The sequence below is a fragment of the Xanthomonas graminis pv. graminis genome (genome assembly GCF_030168915.1).
Classification (GTDB): domain Bacteria; phylum Pseudomonadota; class Gammaproteobacteria; order Xanthomonadales; family Xanthomonadaceae; genus Xanthomonas_A; species Xanthomonas_A translucens.
Genome location: NZ_CP076255.1, coordinates 4,088,634 through 4,107,992 on the forward strand (window position 1 = coordinate 4,088,634; position 19,359 = coordinate 4,107,992).

Genomic DNA, 19,359 nt, shown 5'->3' on the forward strand with positions numbered 1-19,359 from the left:
TTCTCGCTGCCCTATACTGGGCGGCTTCTGAAAATCGTTTGCAGCGCGGACTGGGCGACCTGTGGATTCGATCACACACCTGGTTCACGCTGGCACCTTGCTGATCGTCAATGCCTTGCTGGCAGCGGTCTCGTCGGCGGTGTTCTTTGCCATCCATTTGACCGGGCGCAAAGCCAAGCACACGAACGGATTGCTGCTGCTTGGCCTGAGCTACGCCACGTTCGCGGCTGGCTTTGGCGCACTCGTGCTGCCGACGGCGTTGCCGGCGCACGGCACCGTTCTGGGATTGATCGGCAACTTGACGATCGATGCCGCCACGGTGTTGGAGTTGTGCGCGGTGCACGCCTATCTGCGGCGGCCACTGATCCAGCCCTGGATCCTGGTCTCGGTCGCGCTGATCGGTGCGGCGGAGATCTATTGCGTACAAAGTGGAGGCGAGAATCTCAGGATCATGGTGATTTTCGGCTGCACCCTGCGCGGCCTGTTGACCGTTGCCACCGGCATGGCCTTGTGGCGCCATGCTGACGCAACGGCACGCACCGCGGCACGCTTCACTGCCGCGTTCCACTTCCTGTGGGCCTTGATGCTGCTGCTGCGCATCGCCTGGTGGTCGATCCATCCGCTCGCGGACACGAGCGTCGACCCGACGTCGAAATTCGGCCTGCTCGCGCGCATGGTGCTGACCTCGATCATCACCCCCGGGTTCCTGTGGATGCTGGCCCGGAAGATGAACGCGGAACTGATTCGCCACGCCTCGCAGGACTCCCTCACGGGCGTCGCCAACCGCCGGATCATGTGGGAAAAGGGCGAGTCGGCCACGCAGGAGGCGCGCGGCAGGAACTCGCCGATCGCGGTGCTGATGATCGACGTCGACAACTTCAAATCGATCAACGACCGCCTGGGCCACGCGACCGGCGACCAGGTCCTGATCGCCATCGCCGACACGCTGGCGCGGCATATCCGCAGCCCGGACTTTCTCGCCCGCGTCGGCGGCGAGGAGTTCATGGTGCTGATCCCGCATGGCGACGAATCGGTGGTGCGCGACATCGCCGAACGCCTGCGGCGCGTGGTCGAACGCAAGGAAATCGCGCCTGCGGCCAGCGCCGCGCTGTTCTGCACGGTCAGCATCGGCTATTGCATTTCGACGCAGGCGCAGATCGAGTGGCAGAAGCTGGTCGTCATCGCCGATCAGGCGCTGTATGCGGCCAAGCACGGCGGGCGCAACAGGGTGACCGGGACGGTCGTCGCCTAGGGCGTGTGCACGGACATCGGCATGCTGCGCATGCGACGCTAGTGGGCATGACCGACTGGCATCCCTCGCTGTACCGACACTGGTTCGCCGTGGCCCGCGCCGACGCGCTGCGGCAGCGGCCGCTGGCGGTGACGGTGATGGACCGGCATGCGGCGATCGCGCGCTGCGCCGACGGCAGCCTGCTCGCGCTGGAAGACCGTTGCCCGCACCGGCACGCGCCGCTGTCGGCCGGCTGCGCCAGCGGCGACGGCCTGGCCTGTCCGTACCACGGCTGGCGCTTCGGCCGCGACGGTGCGCTGCGCGCGATTCCCGGCATGCCGCCCGGACAGCCGCTGCCGGCGGTGCGGGTGCGCGCATTCGCCGCGCGCGAACACGACGGCGTGATCTGGCTGCGCCCGGATCCCGACGGCGACGCGCACCCGGCACAGCTGGTGCAGCAACTGCAACCTTCAGTGCGGCGCTTCCTGTGGCGCACGCGCTGGGAGGCACACGTGGTCGATGCGCTGGAGAACTTCCTCGATCCGCTGCACACCCACCTGCTGCATCCGGGGCTGGTGCGCCGCGGCGGCGCGCGCAGCGCGATGCGTGCCAGCCTGCAGACTACGGACGAAGGCTTCCATGTCGACTACGCCGGCGCCGCCGCGCAGAGCGGCTGGCTGTACCGGCTGTTCGAATCGCCGCGCACGCTGGAGCGCGCGCATTTCGCCGCGCCCGGCACCGCGCAGATCGAATACCGCTACGCCCGCGGCGGCCGCGTGCGGATCAGCCTGCACTTCACCCCGGTCGGCCCGCGCAGCACCGAGGTGTTCGCCAGCCTGCACGTGGACGGGCGCTGGGCGCCGGCGTGGGCGGTGCGCTGGCTGGTGTGGCCGCTGCTGCGCAAGGTCGGCGAGCAGGATCGGCGCATGCTCGCACTGCAGTCGCACAACCTGCAGCGTTTTCCCGGCGTGCGCGGCGCCTCGACCGCGCTGGACCTGGTCCGCGAACCGTTGCGCCGCTACTGGGACGGCGAGCCGCTGCCGGCACCGGGCGCGCCGCACGGCATCGACCTCATGCTGTGACCGCGTCCTGCGCATCACGCGCGCCGAGCGCGTCGATGACCTGCGCCAGCGGCGCCGGCCGGCCCAGCAGATAGCCCTGCACCTGGTCGCAGCCTTGCGCGCGCAGCCACTGCAGCTGTTCCTCGGTCTCTACGCCTTCGGCCACCACGTCCAGGCCCAGGCTGCGGCCGAGCGTGAGCAAGGCCTCGCAGATCGAGGCGTTACGCGCGTCACGATGCACGTCGGCGATGAAACTGCGGTCGATCTTCAGCGTGTCCAGTGGCAGGTCGCGCAGGTAGGCCATGCTGGAGAACCCGGTGCCGACATCGTCCAGCGCCACGCTCACCCCCAGCGCACGCAGCTGCCGCAACACCTCCAGCGCCTGCTGCGGCTGCCGCATCAGGCTGCTCTCGGTCAGTTCCAGGTGCAGGCCGTCGACGGCCAGGCCGGCCGCGGCGCAGGCCTGCACCAGGTCCGCAACCAGGTCGCCGTCGAAGAACTGCAGCGCCGACACGTTCACCGCCACCGGCAGATCGGCCCAGCCACGCAGCGCCAGCTGCTGCCGCGCCTGCGCGGCCGCCTGCATCACCCAGCGCCCGAGCGGCAGGATCAGCCCGGTGTCCTCGCACAGCTGGATGAACTGGTCCGGGGCGATGTAGCTGCCGTCGGCCTGCGGCCAGCGGATCAGCGCCTCGAGCAGGCGCGGCGCACCGCTGCCGGCGTGCATGATCGGCTGGAAATGCAGCTCGAACTCCTGCCGCGCGATCGCCTGATGGATGCGCCCGGCAAGACGCAGGCGTTCGCCGATGCGCGCGGACATGCTGCGCTCGAAACGGACCACGCTGCGCCCCTCGGCCTGCGCCGCATGCGCGGCCTGCGCGGCGCTGCCGATGGTCTCCTCGGCGCCGGCGGCATCGTCCGGGCATAGCGCCACACCGACGTGCGCCTGCAACTGCTGGGTGAAGGCGCCGCCCTGCACCGGCGCCGACACCGCTTCGAGCAAGGCCTGCAGCGCCTGCGGCAGCTGCTGCGCATCCAGCACCGCCAGCACGAAGTCCTGCGACGGCTGATGCGCAGTCAGGCCGAAGCGTTCGCCCAGCCCGCGCAGCCGCTGCGCCACCGCGCAGCGCACCGCATCGCCAGCGGCCTGGCCCAGCGTGGCGCCGATCAGCGCCAGCCCGCGCAACTGCGCGTAGGCCACCGCGTAGCCGGCCTGCCGGCGCGCGTCCAGCGCCTCGGCCAGGGCGCGCGGATTGAGCAGCCCGGTGGTGACATCGTGGCTGGCGCGGAACGCCAGCTCGCGCTCGTCCGCCATGCGCTGGCTGACGTCCTCGGCCAGGATCAGCCGCGCCGGCACGCCGCCGAAGTCCAGGTCCGCGCTGTGCACCCGCACCGACAGCAGGCTGCCGTCCTTGCGCTGGTGGGTCCACACGCTCGGGGCGTCGAAGCCCTCGCGCGACGTGCGCACGTCCTGCAGCAGCCGTTCGGCCTCGCTGCGCGGGCGCAACTCGAGCAGGGTCATGCCGAGGAATTCTTCGCGGCTGTAGCCGTACTGGCGGATCGCCGCCTGGTTCACTTCCAGGAAACGCAGGCTGTCCACCGCGAACAGCCAGAACGGCAACGGGTTGCGCTCGAACACCAGGCGGAACTGGCGCTCGGCGTCGAACAGCCGCGCCTGCGCCTCGAGCCGCTCGCTGACGTCCTGCACCGCACCGGTCATGCACAACCCGTCGCGGCCCTGCACCCGCGCACCGCGCGCGGCCAGCCAGCGCAGGCCGCCATCGGGCAAGTGTATGCGGTACACCACGTTGTACTCGCCGTTGCCATGCAGCGCCTGGTCGTACAACTGCTCGACCCGCGCGCGATCGTCGTCGTGCACCCGGGCCAGGAACGCGGGCAGGCTCATGCGTAGCTGCGGCGCCCCGAACAGGGCGCCGGTCGGCTCGGCCAGCAGCAGGTGGCCCTGATCGGCCTCGACCCGCCAGGTACCGATACCGCCCATCTCGTGCGCCAGGCGCAGCTCCTCGTCGCCGCGGCGCAAGCGCTCCAGCATCTGCCGCTGGCGGCCTTCGGCGCGGCGCAGGCTGCCCAGCAGGTAGCCGAATCCGGCCAGATACAGCAGATAGACCGACAGTGCCGCACCGGCGAACCACCACCACGGCGCCAGCGCCTCGCGCACCGACAGCCCGGCCACCGCCAGCAACGGATAGTCGCCTCCGCCGCTCACCGCCAGCATGCGCGCCTGCTGGCCGAACACCGCATGGTGCATGCCCATCGCGCTGCCCTGCGGCCGCCCGCGCACCAGGCCCAACGGCAGCCGTATGCGGGTGCCGGTGGTCCCGGCCGCGGCGCTGCTGGCCGCAAGCAGCAGGCCATGCGTATCGGTCAGCGCGACCACCCCGTCGCGCCCGGTATCGACCCCGCCGACGATGCGTTGCAGCGCCGCGACCCGCCAATGCGCCACCACCCAGTCGCCCGATGCCAGCGGCAGCGCAAGCGCCACCAGCGCTTGCCCGTCGGCCAGGCGCCGGCACGGGCCGACGAACACGTCCTCGCCATTGCGGCGCGAGCCCAGCGCCCATTCGCGCAAGGTCGGATCGCCTGGCCCGCCGAACCTGCGCTGGCCCTGCGCATCCAGCAGCGCGACGTCGTGGAGTTCCGGATGGCGCCGCAACAACCCGCGCAGCGATGCCTCGATCAGCGCCGGCGCGCGCGCCGGCGCGTCGGCCAGCAGCGTTTGCGCGCCCACGCCTTCGCCGCGCAGCGCCTGGCTGAGGTTGTCCAGCTCCAGCTGCAGCAGGCGGTCGGCGCCGGTCGCCAGCGCCAGGCTCTGCCGCTGCGCGGCGGCCAGGCGGTTGCCGCGGTCCTGCGCCAGCACATAGGCCAGCCCGCAGGCCAGCAACAGCGCCAAGGCCAGTCCCCAGACCAGGATCGCGCGCAGCGGCGCGCGCAACGCGCGCCGCAGGCGCTGCCTGAAGCGGACGTCGTAGAGCTTGTCGGCGGTGGCGGAGCGGCGCTGCATCGGTCCTGCATAGAGCGGCCCGGGTGCGGCAATCTTGACCGGACGGCGGCGCCGCGGCGCAGGCCGTCCGCCGCAGCGCCACTGCCGTTCAGCTTTGTCGGCGCGGCGGCAAAAAAACCCACGCTCGGCCAGCGGCCGGCGGCCCGCTCAATCGGGCCACTGCGCCAGGCGCTGCGGGGCGACGCCGACCCGGCGGCGGGCGCGCTGCGCGATGCCGTCATTCGGAATGCATGCGCCGTGCAAACCGCGCGCGCCACACCGGACCGCGGGCGGCCCGCCAAGGCCAGGCGCGCGCGCCGCGATGGTGCTGCGCGGCAGCGCGCCGCGATCTGCCCATGTGCGGATGCAACATGCCAATTGCGGACACTGTGCTAGAAAGAAGCTGCGTCGCTCGTCGTCCGTCACCGCATCTGCAGGGAGCCTGTCATGATCGCTTTGTTCAAGGGGTTGGGATTGTTGCTGGAGGACAACGCGCTGCACCAGCGCTCGTTCCCCGAACAGGTCGCGCACTGGCAGCACAAGAGCGAGGCGCAGCTACGCTCGGAGGTGAATCTGCTGGCCGCAGCCAAACAGCAATGGCTGGTGGCCTCGATCATCGGCTGGCAGGCGATCTCGCTGATCATCCTGGGCGTGATCACCAATCAGCTGTGGCAGCACGACTATCACCTGACCTTCTCACGCATCGTGATCGTGGTCAGTTCCTGGGTCGCGATCCTGTTCGTGATCTGGTTCATCGCCAACATGTTCGACCGCACCGCCGGCTTCGAGCGCTGGCTCACGGCCTTCAACAGCCGCGAGCCGCTGACCGCCGACGCCGATACGGTGGAGTGCGTCGCCGACGCGCTGAACATGGCGCGCAAGTATCCGGAAATCCTCGACTACAAGCGCGAAGTGGTGGCCAACCGCGAACTGCGCCACGAGGATATCCGCATCATGCGCGAGATGGGCCGCATCCGCCTGCATGCCGAACTGGTCGCCGCCCTGACCCAATTCGAAGGCACGCCCCCCGGCGGCCAGAACGGCGTGCTGCGCGTCGCCGGCTGAACCGGTAGCGGCCGCACGGCGTTTACGCCGGCACAACGCGGCCGCAACATGCCGCCGCCCGCGAACGGACGGCGCGCATGTGTCGCCGATGGCCGGAGATGCTGCCGGCTTCAAGAAACATCACGCAACGCTCAGACCGCGCTGCGCCATGCCACAGCGCTGGAATGAACGCGCACGGCAGCGTCGTGCGGCATCGCCGGCACCGACGCCGCGCTCGATCACCGCCGTGCCGGGTCCAACGCTGCACGGCCAGCAGGGCGCAGCCGCAGCGGCGCGGCGCCCGATGCCGCCGGACCGCCATGGCCGCGCGGCCGATGCCAGCGCCCCGTTCGCCAGGCGCAACGCCCTGCCTCCGCGCTTGCACGGCTCCCCTGCGGAGCGGCCCCGCCACTGTGGTGCCGGTAGCGGCGGCCCACGCCGCCAGAACCAGCCTGGCGGCGGCGGCGGCAACCGAATTTGCCAACTCCCCGACAAATCCATGGCATGACGGTAAAATGCGCGATGGGGACGCGGGCCGGCAAGGCCGCGACGTCCGGCGGCCGAATGGATACATACGAACGCACGGCCCCGACGCCTCCCCTTCCCTGGACTCCGAGCCGAAGTGGCAATCCCTCAGCACCAGCACAGCCCTGCCAGTTTCATGCACAAGAGTCATGAAATCCTCGCGGCGTGCCTTGCGGCATTTGCGATCTTCCTGGCCACGTCCGCAGCGTCGCTGATGCTCGCGCAGCGGCTATCGCTGCGCTTCTCCGTCGTCGCGTTGCTGATCGGCGGATTGGCGGTTGCGACGCTGTCGGTGACGGCTGCGCAGGTGATCGGCGGCTATCGGCGCCTGCGCCAACCTGGGCAGCGCCTGCACCTGGCCGGGGCGATCGCGCTTGCCCTGGCCGGCGGCTGGCTGGCGATGTCGATCAACCGCCCGGATATCGACGACTCCATCTACGTTCCGAAGGCGGTCTACTACGTCGCGCATCCCGATGCGCCGATCGACACCAGCGTGAACTGGCTGGCAGGCCTGGAGCGCACTCCCAATTCCGGCGTCTTTCCGTACTACGAACTCACCCAGGCGGCCCTTGCCTGGCTCGGCGGCGTTCCGTATCTGGCCGTGTATCACGTGCTATTCCCGGGAATCGTCGGCTTTTTGATGTGCGCGGCCGCGATCGTCCTGATCGGAGCGTTCGAGACGCGGCCGCGCACCATCCTGCTGTGCAGCGTCTTCTACCTGCTGTTGCTGCTCGCGCTGGGGGAAACCCATCGCGCCTACGGCAACCTGAGCATCGCGCGCGCCTTCCATGGCAAGTACATGTTCCTGTCCGTGGGCGTGCCCGCGTGGATCTATTTCTCACTGCGCTATCTGCGCCAGCCGCAGCCGCGCACCTGGCTGATCCTCACCGCGGTGGGCGTGGGCATGGCCGCCGCCACACCGACGGCGATGGTGTTCCTGCCGTTCCTGGCGCTGACCCTGGCACTGGCGGTCCACGTGCAGGAATCCAGAGCATTCGCCTCGACCGCGGCATGGTGGCCGGCGCTGCGCTACGGCGCCTCCCTGGCGCCGGTGGTGCTGATGGCGATCGCGTTTCGCTTCTACGCGGTGGACAACATCTCGGCAGGAAGCCAGATCAACGCAGGATTCCCGAAATCGTTCGCCGATCAGCTGCGCCTGATCGTGAATCCCGACTACCCACTGACGCCGGCGCTGTTCGTGGCGTCCCTGGCGCTGGTCCTGGCGCTCTCGCCGTATCGCCGCTTTTTCGCCACCTGGGTGGCGACGCTGTGCATCCTGCTGCTGAATCCGTGGGTGTCGCACCTGGTCATGCTGCACCTCACCACCGAGAACATCTACTGGCGGATGTTCTACCTGCTTCCATTTCCGCTGCTCGCCGCGCTGGCGCTGGCGCCGCTGGCCAATGCCGGCCGCCGCGGCCCGCTGTGGGCGGGTCTGTGCGTGGTCGCCGCCGGCATCGCGGCGACGATCGGGCCGACCTCGGTGCTGCGGCACGACAACGGCGCAACGCTCGCGCTGCCCGGCTACAAGATCGGCACGGCGGACAGGATCTGCGCGCAGCAGCTGGTGCAGCGGGCCGCGCCGGGTTCGATGCTGGCCCCGGTCGAGATCGCCAGCAACGTGCTGTTGCTGTCCTCGCGCTTTCCGCAGTACGTCGTGCGCGAAGACTATCTTGGGCTGATGATGAGCACCGTCCCGGCGCGCATTTCGTTCCAGCAAAGGCAGGACGCCGCGGCCTACCTGTACCGCAATGCCGTCACCCCGGAAGCGGAGAATGCCTTCCGCGCCACGATCGCCGCAGCGAACGGACCGGCGCATGTGCTGGTTCGTGCCGATGCCGATCGCCACGCGGCCATCGCAGCGCAGCTCGATGCCGCAGGCTACCGCCGGGCATTCGCCGTCGCAGGCGGATACGAGCTGTTCAGCCGCACACCGAGGCCCCATCCGTGAGCAAGAAAGTCGCCATCCTGCAGTCCAACTATATTCCGTGGAAGGGCTATTTCGACCTGATCGCCGCCGTCGACGAATTCATTGTTTATGACGACATGCAGTACACCCGTCGCGACTGGCGCAACCGCAACCAGATCAAGACGCCGCAGGGCGTGCAATGGTTGACCGTCCCGGTGATGAGCAAGGGCAAGTATCACCAGCGCATTGCCGACACCGAACTGGACGGAGCCGAATGGGCCGAACTGCACTGGCGCGCGCTCGCGCAGAACTATCGCCGCGCCCCGCACTTCGATGAGATCGCCGCCTGGCTGCAGCCGCTCTATCTCCAGCCCCATACCCATCTTTCGCAGATGAACCGGCGCTTCCTGGAGGCGATCTGCGTCTACCTGAAGATACCGACCGTGTTCAGGAGTTCGTCCGACTACGCGTTGCTCGACGGCAAAACCGAACGCCTGGCCGACCTGTGCGCGAAAGTGGGCGCGACCACGTATATTTCCGGACCGGCGGCAAAAACCTACATCGACGAAGCTGTGTTCCGGCAGTACGGCATCGCGCTGGCCTGGTTCGACTACGCCGGTTATCCCGAATACCCGCAGCTGTGGGGCGACTTCGTGCACGGCGTGAGCATCCTCGACCTGCTCTTCAATTGCGGCGCCGAGGCTCACAAATACATGAGATACGTGCGCCCATGAAACTGTCCATCGTCACCACCCTGTACCAGTCCGCCCCCTACATCGCGGAGTTCCATCGGCGCGCCAGCCTTGCGGCGCAGCGCCTGGTGGCGGACGATTACCAGATCGTCCTGGTCAACGACGGCTCTCCGGACCAGAGCCTGGAGCTGGCGGTGGGCTTGAGCGAGGCCGATCCGCATGTCGTGGTGGTGGATCTGTCGCGCAACTTCGGTCACCACAAGGCGATGATGACCGGCCTGGCGCATGCCAGCGGCGAACTGGTGTTCCTGATCGACAGCGACCTGGAAGAAGAACCGGAGTGGCTGGCAGCGTTCAGCGACGCCCTGCAGGATCACGCGGCCGATGTCGTCTACGGCGTGCAGACGCAACGCAAGGGCAGCGCGTTCGAGCGCTGGAGCGGGCAGTGGTTCTATCGCGCGTTCAAACTGCTGACCGGCATGGCATTGCCGGAAAACGTGGTCACCGCACGGCTGATGCGCCAGCGCTATGTACAGGCGCTGGTGCAGCATCGCGAACGCGAAGTGTTCATGGCCGGGTTATGGCATATCACCGGCTTCCGGCAGCAACCGCATGCGGTCGCCAAGCACAGCACCAGCCAGACCACGTATACGCTGCGCCGCAAGCTGTCGCTGCTGGTGAACTCCGTCACCTCGTTCAGCAATGCGCCATTGGTCAGCATCTTCTATGTCGGCGTGGCGATTTCGCTGATGGCGCTGGTCTATATCGCCTACCTGATGGTGCATTGGGCGTTCCTGGCACGACCGCTCAGCGGCTGGACCTCGGTGATGGCGTCGATCTGGCTGCTGGGTGGCATGATCATCTCCTTCATCGGCGTCATCGGCATTTACCTGTCGAAGATCTTTTCCGAAACCAAGCAGCGCCCCTATACGATCGTGAGGCGGATCCATGCACAACGACACGACTGAGCTGCTCGCCGATGTCGCTGGCTACTACAGCGACAAGCTCGCCCAGCACGGGCAGACCGCGCGCGGCGTGGATTGGAACGGCGAGGACAGCCAGGCCCTGCGCTTCGCCCAGCTGTGCACGCTGATCCGCAGCGATGGCGCGTTTTCGGTGAACGACCTGGGCTGTGGCTATGCCGCGCTCTACGACTACATGCGCGCACGCCACGCCGGCGTGGATTATGCCGGCTTCGACGTCTCCGCCGATATGGTCGCGGCCGCGGCCACGCGACACGCCGCGCAGCCCAACGCCAGATTCGTGGTCGCCGCAGAACCCGACCGGATTGCCGACTACGGCATGGCCAGCGGCATTTTCAATGTCCGCCTCGGCCACGATCCGGCGCGCTGGCAATCCTACGTCGAGGCGACGCTGGACGTGCTGGACCGCACCAGCCGCGCCGGCTTCGCGTTCAATTGCCTGACCAGCTATTCCGACCGCGAGCGCATGCGCGATCATCTCTACTACGCCGATCCCTGCCAGTCCTTCGATCTGTGCAAGCGGCGCTATTCACGCAATGTCGCGCTGCTCCACGATTACAACCTGTACGAATTCACGATACTGGTGAGGAAAGCACCATGAGCAAGCACCCGCTGGTCATCTTCGGCGCAGGCGACATCGCGCAACTGGCGCACTATTACTTCAGCACCGACTCGGACTACGAAGTGGTGGCGTTCACCCTCGATGCCGACTACATCACCGACAGCCATTTCTGTGGCTTGCCGGTGGTGGCCTACGAGCGACTCGCAGACGCCTACCCGCCCGAGCGCAACGCGATCTTCATCGCGCTGAGCTACTCCAAGCTCAATGCGATACGCAAGGAGAAGTACCTCGCCGCCAAGGCGGCCGGTTACCGTTGCGCCAGCTATGTCAGCTCGCATGCCACCGTCCTCAACGACGGCCGGATCGGCGACAACTGCTTCCTGCTCGAAGACAACACCATCCAACCCTTCGTGCAGATCGGCGACAACGTCACGCTATGGAGCGGCAACCATATCGGCCATCACTCGAGCATCGGCAACCACTGCTTCCTCGCCTCGCACATCGTCGTGTCCGGCGGCGTGGAGATCGGCGAGCAATGCTTCATCGGGGTGAACGCGACGCTGCGCGACCACATCCGCATCGGCGCCAAAACCGTGGTCGGCGCCGGCGCCCTGCTGCTGGGCGACGCCGAACAGGAAGGTCTGTATATCGGCGCCGCCACCGAGCGCTCCGCGGTCCCCAGCACACGGCTGAGAAAGATATGACACGCACGCCTGCACAGGATGCGCCGGGTCGCATTGCCGGCCTGGCCGAGCGCACAGCGACTGCCGCCCAGCCGGAGCCTTGCTGATGCCGCCACGGCCCCTGGACTATCTGTATATCGCTGCCACGATCGTGTTCACCGTGTACGGCCAGTTGATCCTGAAATGGCGGATCGCCAAGCTGGGTCCGCTGCCTGCCGAGGCGTTCGACAAGCTCAAATTTCTGGTGTCGTTGCTGTTCGACCCGGCGATCTTCTCTGGCTTCGCCGCAGCGTTCCTGGCCTCGCTGGCATGGATGGCGGCGATGACCCGCTTCGAACTCAGCCACGCCTACCCTTTCATGAGCCTGAATTTCGTTATCGTGCTGTTGCTCAGCGGCTGGTTGCTGAGCGAGCCGCTGACGCCGCAACGCCTGGCCGGCGTTGCGTTGATCATGGCAGGCACCGTGGTTGCCGCACGTGGCTGAGCCGCTCGCCCGCCCGCGCTTCGCCGAGCGGCACGAGCGGTATCAATGGCTTGTGGTGTCGCTGATCGCCTTGCTATCGGTGCTGGCGTTGTATGCCGCTTGTCCGCCGCGCTGGGAAACCAATGACGATATCGGCATGGCGATGTTGGCGCATGGCTACGGCATGGCCGCCGTCGGCTCGCCCAATCTGGTGTTCTCCAATGTCGTCTGGGGGTACATCGTGCGCCTGTTGCCCGCGCCGGGTGGCATCGATGGCTATACGCTGGCGACATTGGGCGTGCTGGTCCTGGTCGCAACGACCTTGCTGTACAGCCTGCGGCGCCTCGGCAACGGCTGGCCGCTGGCGGCCGGCATCGTGCTGCTGACGCTGGCACGCCCGCTGCTGCTCCCGCAGTTCACCGTCAACGCCGGCCTGTTGGCGGTGGCTGCGGTCGTGTGTTTGCGCCTCTACGCCCACGCAGGACGCCCCCAGGCGCTGTGGCTCGGCACGGCGCTGCTGTTCCTGAGTTGCATGGTGCGCAGCCATGAATTCCTGCTGGTGCTGTTGATCGCCCTGCCGCTGCTGCCCTGGCGCGCACTGACGCAAGCACGTGCTCCGCGCTGGGCCGCCGCCGCGCTTTGTCTCGCGCTGCTTGCCGCTGCGCTGCTGGACCGGCATGCGTACGCCACGCCGGAATGGAAGGATTTCAACGATCTGAATCTGGTCCGCGCCGCATTCACCGATTTCGGCGCCGGCGATTACCTCAAGACCCGTCCCGACATCCTGGCACGCCACGCCTATACGACCAACGACATCGACCTGCTGAGTCGCTGGTTCTTCCCGGACCCGCAGCTGGCCGATCCGACGGCATTGAAGGCCATGCTGGCCGAAGCCGGTGCGCTTGCGCTGCGCGAGAACGGATTGAGCGCCGGCTGGCAGGGCATCCGCGCGCTCTGGCATCCCAACCTGCTGCCGTCGCTGATTGCCGCGTTGCTGCTTGGCCTGCTGCTTCCCAAGCGCAGGGTGGCAGCCAGCTGGCTTGTTTGCGTCTCGGCCGTGTTCATGATGGGGCTGCTTGGCCGGCCGGGCGTCTTGCGCGTGTACATCCCGCTGATCGCCTTGTTGACGATCGCGCCGTTGCTCTTCGGCACCGCGCTGCACCCCAGGAAGCGTGCTGCGATTCTCGCCATCGTGGCACTAGCGGCCTTGGCCAATGCCTGGCTGGCGGCCGGCGCGTGGCAGACCGCGCGGCGCGCGGACGCGCAGGCACGCGGCGATCTCGCATCGCTTCCGCAAGGATCGATCGTGGTGTGGGGCGCCACCTTTCCTTTCGAGGCCCTCTACCAGCCGCTGAGTGGTGCCGACGAACACGCCCGGTATCGGCTGTACGCACTGGGCGCCTTCACGCTGGTGCCGAACTCCGTTGCCAGGCACGAAGACCGCGCCGGACGCGGGTTCGTGCGCCTGCTGCAGCGAAACGAAGGGGTGACGATCGTCGCCAACGAGCAACGCCTGCAGTGGCTGGACCTGTATTGCAGGCAGCGCCTGAAAGGCGAACCAGCACACTTGCAGGTGTGGCAGGCCGGCGCATTGCTGGCCAGCCGCCAGCGATGCGCGGCGGCGAGGTGACCGCGCATGGCCATACCGACCCGCTTCAAGCAGATGACTCTTCCCGGACCGCGGACACGTATCGCATGAGCAACGATTCCATCCCCTTCAACTGGCCGCACATGACCGGGAAGGAGCTGTACTACATCGCCGAGTCCCATTTCAACGGCCGCCTTGCCGGCGATGGCCCGTTCACCCGTCGCTGCCACGACTGGCTGCACAAGCGCACCGGCGCACGCGCGCTGCTGACCCACTCGTGCACGGCCGCCCTGGAAATGGCCGCCTTGCTGCTGGACATCCAGCCAGGCGACGAAATCATCATGCCGTCGTACACCTTCGTTTCCACCGCCAACGCCTTTGTGCTGCGCGGTGGCATCCCGGTGTTCGTCGATATCCGCGAAGACACCCTGAACCTGGACGAGCGCCTGATCGAAGCCGCCATCACCGCCCGCACCCGCGCCATCGTGCCGGTGCACTACGCCGGTGTCGCCTGCGAGATGGACAGCATCCTCGACATCGCCGCACGCCACGGGCTCAGCGTGGTCGAAGATGCGGCGCAGGGCGTGATGGCCAGCTACAAGGGCCGCGCGCTGGGCGCGATCGGCGACATCGGCGCCTACAGTTTCCACGAAACCAAGAACGTGATCAGCGGCGAAGGCGGCGCTTTGCTGATGCGCGATGCGGCGCTGGCGCAGCGCGCGGAGGTCATCCGCGAGAAGGGCACCGACCGCAGCCGCTACTTCCGCGGCGAAGTGGACAAGTACACCTGGCAGGATGTCGGCTCCTCGTTCCTGCCAGGCGAGTTGACCGCCGCCTTCCTGTGGGCGCAGCTGGAAGAGGCCGAACGCATCACCCAGGATCGGGTGCGCAGTTGGGACCGTTATCACGCCGCGCTGCAATCGCTCGAAGACAGCGGCGCGATCCGCCGCCCGATCATCCCGGACGAGTGCCAGCACAACGCGCATATGTACTACGTGCTGCTGCATCCGCAGGCCGATCGGCAACACGTGCTGGAGACGCTGCGCGCACAGGGCATCGGATCGGTCTTCCACTACGTGCCGCTGCACGACTCGCCCGCGGGCAAGCGCTACGGCCGGGCCGCGGGACAGCTGGAGATCACCCAGCGCCAGTCCAGGCGCCTGCTGCGGCTGCCGCTGTGGACAGGACTGAGCGAAGCCCAGCAGGACCGGGTGGTGGACGTCTTTGCGCGCGCGCTTGGCTGAGTCGCTGGTCGCGCACGGCAACGCGCGGCGGCGGCCGCATCTGACACGGGGAGTACCGATGGCGGCGTATTGGAAGAAACTGGGGCTGGTCTTCAGCGCGAGCGGCCAGACCTCCTGGCTGCACGCCTACGCCGCCGTACCGATCGCCGAGCGCATCGGCGACAGCGACCGCTATCGGATCTATTTCAGCAGCCGCGATGCGGCAAATCGCAGTTTCACCTCCTACGTCGTCATCGATCTCCGCCACCCCCAGCGCATCCTCGAAGCCGCCACCGCACCGGTCCTGCAGCCGGGCGCTCTGGGCGAGTTCGACGACAGCGGCGCGATGGCGACCTGGCTGGCGACGCATCGCGGGCAGCGGTTCCTGTATTACATCGGATGGAACCTCGGCGTGACCGTGCCGTTCCGCAATGCGATCGGCCTGGCGATCGCCGCGGGAGCCGAACAGCCGTTCGCGCGCCATTTGCCCGGGCCGATCGTCGACCGCTCGGCCACCGAACCGCATTTCTGCGCAAGCTGCTGCGTGCTGCCGGGCGAGGATCTGTGGCGCATGTGGTACCTGTCCTGCACCGGTTGGGAGCTGCACGACGGCAAGCCGCGACACCGCTATCATCTCAAGTACGCCGAGTCCGACGACGGCATCGCCTGGCGCCGCAACGGCGATGTCGCGATCGACTATGCCGACGCCGCGGAGTACGCCATCTCCCGCCCCTGCGTGATCCGCGACCCCGACCGCTGGCGCATGTGGTACTCCTGTCGCGGCAGCGCCTATCGCATCGGCTACGCCGAGTCCGCCGACGGCGTGCGCTGGCAGCGACTGGATCATCTGGCGGGAATCGCGCCCTCCCCCAGCGGCTGGGATTCGCAGATGATCGAGTATCCCTTCGTGTTCGATCACGAGGGCGAGCGCTACATGCTCTACAACGGCAACGACTATGGCCGCAGCGGCTTCGGGCTGGCGGTTCTGGAACACGGTTAGTCGCGGCCTGCGCCAAAGCCCCCGCGCGATCCGGCCAATGCGGCGATCGCTGCGGCGCACGGCCGGTGCGCCGGCAAGTAGTCGTACACAGCCCCACCTGCACGCGCAGCGGCAGTGTCAGCTGAAGGTCTCGCATGGCCGCTGCCTGAGCACATCACGGGCGGCCTTGCGCTGGCCTCAGGCTTGCACAAGGCGCCAGTTCGACGCCAACCACGGATGGCCCCGTGCAGCGCATTGCCAGGGCGTTCGGCAGCGACGGCATGCCCGGGCTACAGCCTCCTGCATGCCACACCGATGGGCGAGGCTTCGCAATCGCCACTTCGCGAAATATAATCATTCTCGATTAGCCCCTTTCCCACCCCACGGTCGCGATGAACCTGCATCCCCTTCCGCTCGCCTGCCTGCTCGGCATGGCGGCTGCCACTGCCGCGCGCACGGCCGACGCCACCGACGCCGCGCAGGCCACCGCACTGCCGGCGGTGCAGGTGCGCGCCGAGGCCGCCGACAATGGCTTCCGCCGCACTGCGCCGGCGCAGTCCGACAAGTCGGACACGCCGCTGGCGCAGACCCCGTTCTCGATCACCGTGGTGCCGCGCGCGCTGCTGGACAGCCAGCAGGCGCAGACCCTGGCCGATGCCTTGCACAACGTGTCCGGCGTGGTCGCCAACACCTACGGCCGGCGCGGCTGGGACGACCTGATCATCCGCGGCCAGACTGCCTCCGATTCGCTGTTCGTCGATGGCCTGCGCACCGCGGCCAACAACCGCGTCGCCGAGCAGCTGTTCGGCATGCAGCAGGTGGAAGTGCTGAAGGGTCCGGCCTCGCTGCTGTACGGCCAGGTGCTGCCGGGCGGGCTGGTCAACCTGGTCAGCAAGCGGCCCGACGCGCGCCCGCTGCGCCGCGCCGAACTGGGCGTCGGCAGCGACGGCCTGCAGCAGGGCAGCTTCGATCTGAACCAGCCGCTGTCGGCCAACGGCAAGACCGCGCTGCGGCTCAACGGCCTGGCGATGAACGCCGACGACCCGACCGATCACGTGTATTTCCGCAGCCGCTGGATCGCCCCGTCGCTGTCGCTGGACCTGGGCGCGCGCACCGACGTCGTGCTCCTCACCAGTTACCAGGAACGCGACTACCTCCGCCAGCAGGGCCTGCCCTGGGAAGGCAGCGCCGCGTCCAACCCGAACGGCAGGATCGATCGCGCGCTGTTCACCGGCGAACCCACCCAGCCGCCTTACCACAGCCACCAGAGCCGCATCGGCTACGTGCTGGACCACCGCTTCGACAACGGCTGGACCCTGCACCACGCCGCGCGCTGGCAGGCCTTCGGACTGGACGGCTTCATCGTCGCCAACAACGGCCTGGCCACCGACCTGCGCACGCTGCGCCGCACCGGCACCGACCAGCATTACGACGGACGCACCTGGGTGCAGGACACCTATCTGCAGCGCGGCTTCGCCAGCGGCGCCTGGCAACACACGCTGACCGCCGGCGTGGACGCGTTCAAGACCTGGGAATGGAACGTGCAGTCCACCTGCCGGGTCGGCACGCTGAACGTGTACGCGCCGGTCTACGGCGGCGCGATCGTCTGCCCGGCCACGCCCAGCCGCGACACCCTCAGCGTGGTGAGCTCCGGCGGCCTGTATCTGCGCGACCGCATCCAGTTCACGCCCGACTGGCAACTGCTGCTGGGCGTGCGCCACGACCGTAGCCGCAACCGCAGCGAGGACCACCTCACCGGCACGAACACGCGCAACGACGCCAGCGCCAGCACCGGCTCGGCGGCGCTGATGTTCGATGCTGGCGGCGGGCTGCATCCTTATGCCAGCGTCGCCACCTCGTTCTATCCCAACGTCGGCACCGACGCGCAGAGCGCGCAGTTCGATCCCGAGCGCGGCCGCCAGCTGGAGCTGGGGCTGAAGATGGAACTGGACGCCGGCACCAGCCTGAGCATGGCGCTGTACGACCTGCGCCGGCGCAACGTGCTGCAGAGCGACCCGTTCAACGACGGCTACAGCATTGCGGTCGGCGAGCAGCGCAGCCGCGGCGTGGAACTCAACGCCGCCGCCGACCTGGGCAGCGGGGTCAGCCTGTTCGCCGGCTATGCCTACAGCGACGCGGTGGTCACCGACGACGGCGCGCAGCGCGTCACCACCGTCGGCGATCGCCTGTACAACGTACCCAAGCACAGCGGCTCGCTGTGGCTGCAGTACGCGCCGCACGGCGTGGACGACGGCTGGACCTTCAGCGGCGGCGCACGCGGCGAAGGCGAGAAGACCGCCTACGGCCAGCGCATTCCCGGCTACATGGTGTTCGATGCCGGCCTGGCCTATCGCCAGGGCCACTGGCGCTACGCGCTGAACCTGAAGAACGCGTTCGATCGCGATTACTACAGCGGCGGCCTGCAGCGCGCGGTGGCGCTGGGCGACCCGCGCACGCTGTTGTTCTCGGTGGGCGTGGATTACTGAGCTATTGAGTGCGTGTTGCACTTGGCAGGAAGTTCAGCGGCCCCGGCGATATGTCGCGGCTGAAGCCGCTCCTACAGTGCGCCCGGCAAGTCCGCCGCTTGCTTCCTGTAGGAGCGGCTTCAGCCGCGACGAACGAAGCCATCCGGCGATCCGGCCTCGGAAACAGTCGGGGCTGAAGTCCCTCCCACAGTGTATCCAGCCAGCGCGCCGCAAATCCTTGTGGGAGCGACTTCAGTCGCGACGCGTGGAGCCGGCCAGTTGCCGGGCTTCGGCAGCGATCGTGACGGATGGGCCAAGAGGAAGCCGGGGATTGCAGTGGCGTTGGCAACCTGTCGCGGCTGAAGCCGCTCCTACAGTGCGCCCGGCAAGTCCGCCGCTTGCTTCCTGTAGGAGCGGCTTCAGCCGCGACGAACGAAGCCATCCGGTTATCCGGCCTCGGACGAAGACGGGACTGATGCGCGGACTCTGATCCGCGACGGCACCAGTAGCGGGGTCCCAATCCCTCGACGCCAGTCTCCCTCAGCCCCGCATGCACGGCTGCGCCGCGGCAGGGGTCTCGGGTGCGACGCACTGCCCGAAGTCGCGCGGCAGGCCGCCGACCTCACGGCGTTGGCCGACCTGCAGGTCGAACTCCTGCAGCATGTGCGGCGCGCACGCGGCCGCGGCAGTGCCGACGGGCGCGGCCAGCGCCGCGCAAGCGGCGTAGACCTGGTAGTGGCAGCGCCCGCTGCGGCTGTCCACGCAGCGGAACGTGGTCAGCCCGCCGCGGTAGCTGGTGCGGCTGAAGATCACCGACACGCCGCGCTCGCTGGCATGCACCACGGTCTCGCGGTGGGCGTCGGTGGACAGGTCGAGGGTGGCATGGCCCTGGCAGCCGGCGAGGCTGAGCAGGCACGACCACAGCGCGGAGAGCAGACGCATGGCGGATT

Annotated in this window: 15 protein-coding genes; 13 read left to right on the forward strand and 2 right to left on the reverse strand. The window is 68.1% G+C overall.

All coding sequences use genetic code 11. The features are described 5' to 3' along the window. Positions 1–97: 97 nt before the first annotated feature. A complete protein-coding gene (locus KHF85_RS17775) occupies positions 98–1,252 on the forward strand; it encodes a GGDEF domain-containing protein (RefSeq protein ID WP_284567682.1) in 1,155 nt (384 codons plus the stop codon). Positions 1,253–1,299: 47 nt separating this feature from the next. Further along, positions 1,300–2,313, forward strand: a complete 1,014-nt coding sequence (locus KHF85_RS17780; protein ID WP_284567683.1) for a Rieske 2Fe-2S domain-containing protein — start codon at positions 1,300–1,302, stop codon at positions 2,311–2,313. Here the strand turns inward: KHF85_RS17780 and KHF85_RS17785 are convergent. Further along, positions 2,303–5,314, reverse strand: a complete 3,012-nt coding sequence (locus KHF85_RS17785; protein WP_284567684.1) for a bifunctional diguanylate cyclase/phosphodiesterase — start codon at positions 5,312–5,314, stop codon at positions 2,303–2,305. The two genes, KHF85_RS17780 and KHF85_RS17785, sit on opposite strands and share 11 nt — an antisense overlap. Positions 5,315–5,740: 426 nt before the next feature. On the opposite strand from KHF85_RS17785, the gene KHF85_RS17790 reads away from it, so the two are divergent. The 11 genes from KHF85_RS17790 to KHF85_RS17840 all read left to right on the forward strand — a co-directional run bounded on the left by KHF85_RS17790 (position 5,741) and on the right by KHF85_RS17840 (position 18,430). Next, on the forward strand, positions 5,741–6,358 hold the full coding sequence (locus KHF85_RS17790; protein ID WP_009588949.1) for a hypothetical protein: 618 nt from the start codon (positions 5,741–5,743) through the stop codon (positions 6,356–6,358). A 640-nt stretch (positions 6,359–6,998) separates the two neighbouring features. Then, positions 6,999–8,813, forward strand: coding sequence for a DUF6077 domain-containing protein (locus KHF85_RS17795; RefSeq protein WP_284567685.1), 1,815 nt, complete (start codon positions 6,999–7,001; stop codon positions 8,811–8,813). Continuing rightward, complete coding sequence (locus KHF85_RS17800) at positions 8,810–9,505, forward strand: WbqC family protein (protein ID WP_284567686.1); 696 nt, start codon at positions 8,810–8,812, stop codon at positions 9,503–9,505. The genes KHF85_RS17795 and KHF85_RS17800 overlap by 4 nt, the downstream gene beginning before the upstream one ends. After that, positions 9,502–10,431, forward strand: coding sequence for a glycosyltransferase family 2 protein (locus KHF85_RS17805; RefSeq protein ID WP_284567687.1), 930 nt, complete (start codon positions 9,502–9,504; stop codon positions 10,429–10,431). The genes KHF85_RS17800 and KHF85_RS17805 overlap by 4 nt, the downstream gene beginning before the upstream one ends. Further along, positions 10,412–11,047 (forward strand): methyltransferase domain-containing protein, encoded by a 636-nt coding sequence (locus KHF85_RS17810; RefSeq protein ID WP_284567688.1) that lies wholly within the window; start codon positions 10,412–10,414, stop codon positions 11,045–11,047. The genes KHF85_RS17805 and KHF85_RS17810 overlap by 20 nt, the downstream gene beginning before the upstream one ends. Further along, the gene (locus tag KHF85_RS17815; RefSeq protein WP_284567689.1) at positions 11,044–11,712 is read left to right on the forward strand and encodes an acetyltransferase; all 669 of its coding nucleotides are present in this window, start codon (positions 11,044–11,046) and stop codon (positions 11,710–11,712) included. Before KHF85_RS17810 ends, KHF85_RS17815 begins: the two co-directional genes overlap by 4 nt. A gap of 85 nt (positions 11,713–11,797) precedes the next feature. Continuing rightward, positions 11,798–12,175 (forward strand): EamA family transporter, encoded by a 378-nt coding sequence (locus KHF85_RS17820; protein WP_003465732.1) that lies wholly within the window; start codon positions 11,798–11,800, stop codon positions 12,173–12,175. After that, on the forward strand, positions 12,168–13,784 hold the full coding sequence (locus tag KHF85_RS17825) for a hypothetical protein (RefSeq protein ID WP_284567690.1): 1,617 nt from the start codon (positions 12,168–12,170) through the stop codon (positions 13,782–13,784). The genes KHF85_RS17820 and KHF85_RS17825 overlap by 8 nt, the downstream gene beginning before the upstream one ends. A gap of 65 nt (positions 13,785–13,849) precedes the next feature. After that, a complete protein-coding gene (gene rffA, locus KHF85_RS17830; protein ID WP_284567691.1) occupies positions 13,850–14,986 on the forward strand; it encodes a dTDP-4-amino-4,6-dideoxygalactose transaminase in 1,137 nt (378 codons plus the stop codon). A 58-nt stretch (positions 14,987–15,044) separates the two neighbouring features. Beyond that, on the forward strand, positions 15,045–15,965 hold the full coding sequence (locus tag KHF85_RS17835; protein WP_284567692.1) for a glycoside hydrolase family protein: 921 nt from the start codon (positions 15,045–15,047) through the stop codon (positions 15,963–15,965). A 371-nt stretch (positions 15,966–16,336) separates the two neighbouring features. Further along, positions 16,337–18,430 (forward strand): TonB-dependent receptor, encoded by a 2,094-nt coding sequence (locus tag KHF85_RS17840; RefSeq protein ID WP_284567693.1) that lies wholly within the window; start codon positions 16,337–16,339, stop codon positions 18,428–18,430. 519 nt (positions 18,431–18,949) lie between these two features. Here KHF85_RS17840 and KHF85_RS17845 read toward each other — a convergent pair. Then, the gene (locus KHF85_RS17845) at positions 18,950–19,351 is read right to left on the reverse strand and encodes a hypothetical protein (RefSeq protein WP_284567694.1); all 402 of its coding nucleotides are present in this window, start codon (positions 19,349–19,351) and stop codon (positions 18,950–18,952) included. Positions 19,352–19,359: the final 8 nt, after the last annotated feature.

Coding starts and splice junctions, on each gene's coding strand:
- KHF85_RS17780 (WP_284567683.1), top strand. CDS start 1,300: ATGACCGACTGGCATCCCTCGCTGTACCGACACTGGTTCGCCGTGGCC.
- KHF85_RS17785 (WP_284567684.1), bottom strand. CDS start 5,314: ATGCAGCGCCGCTCCGCCACCGCCGACAAGCTCTACGACGTCCGCTTC.
- KHF85_RS17790 (WP_009588949.1), top strand. CDS start 5,741: ATGATCGCTTTGTTCAAGGGGTTGGGATTGTTGCTGGAGGACAACGCG.
- KHF85_RS17795 (WP_284567685.1), top strand. CDS start 6,999: ATGCACAAGAGTCATGAAATCCTCGCGGCGTGCCTTGCGGCATTTGCG.
- KHF85_RS17805 (WP_284567687.1), top strand. CDS start 9,502: ATGAAACTGTCCATCGTCACCACCCTGTACCAGTCCGCCCCCTACATC.
- KHF85_RS17810 (WP_284567688.1), top strand. CDS start 10,412: ATGCACAACGACACGACTGAGCTGCTCGCCGATGTCGCTGGCTACTAC.
- KHF85_RS17815 (WP_284567689.1), top strand. CDS start 11,044: ATGAGCAAGCACCCGCTGGTCATCTTCGGCGCAGGCGACATCGCGCAA.
- KHF85_RS17820 (WP_003465732.1), top strand. CDS start 11,798: ATGCCGCCACGGCCCCTGGACTATCTGTATATCGCTGCCACGATCGTG.
- rffA (WP_284567691.1), top strand. CDS start 13,850: ATGAGCAACGATTCCATCCCCTTCAACTGGCCGCACATGACCGGGAAG.
- KHF85_RS17835 (WP_284567692.1), top strand. CDS start 15,045: ATGGCGGCGTATTGGAAGAAACTGGGGCTGGTCTTCAGCGCGAGCGGC.
- KHF85_RS17840 (WP_284567693.1), top strand. CDS start 16,337: ATGAACCTGCATCCCCTTCCGCTCGCCTGCCTGCTCGGCATGGCGGCT.
- KHF85_RS17845 (WP_284567694.1), bottom strand. CDS start 19,351: ATGCGTCTGCTCTCCGCGCTGTGGTCGTGCCTGCTCAGCCTCGCCGGC.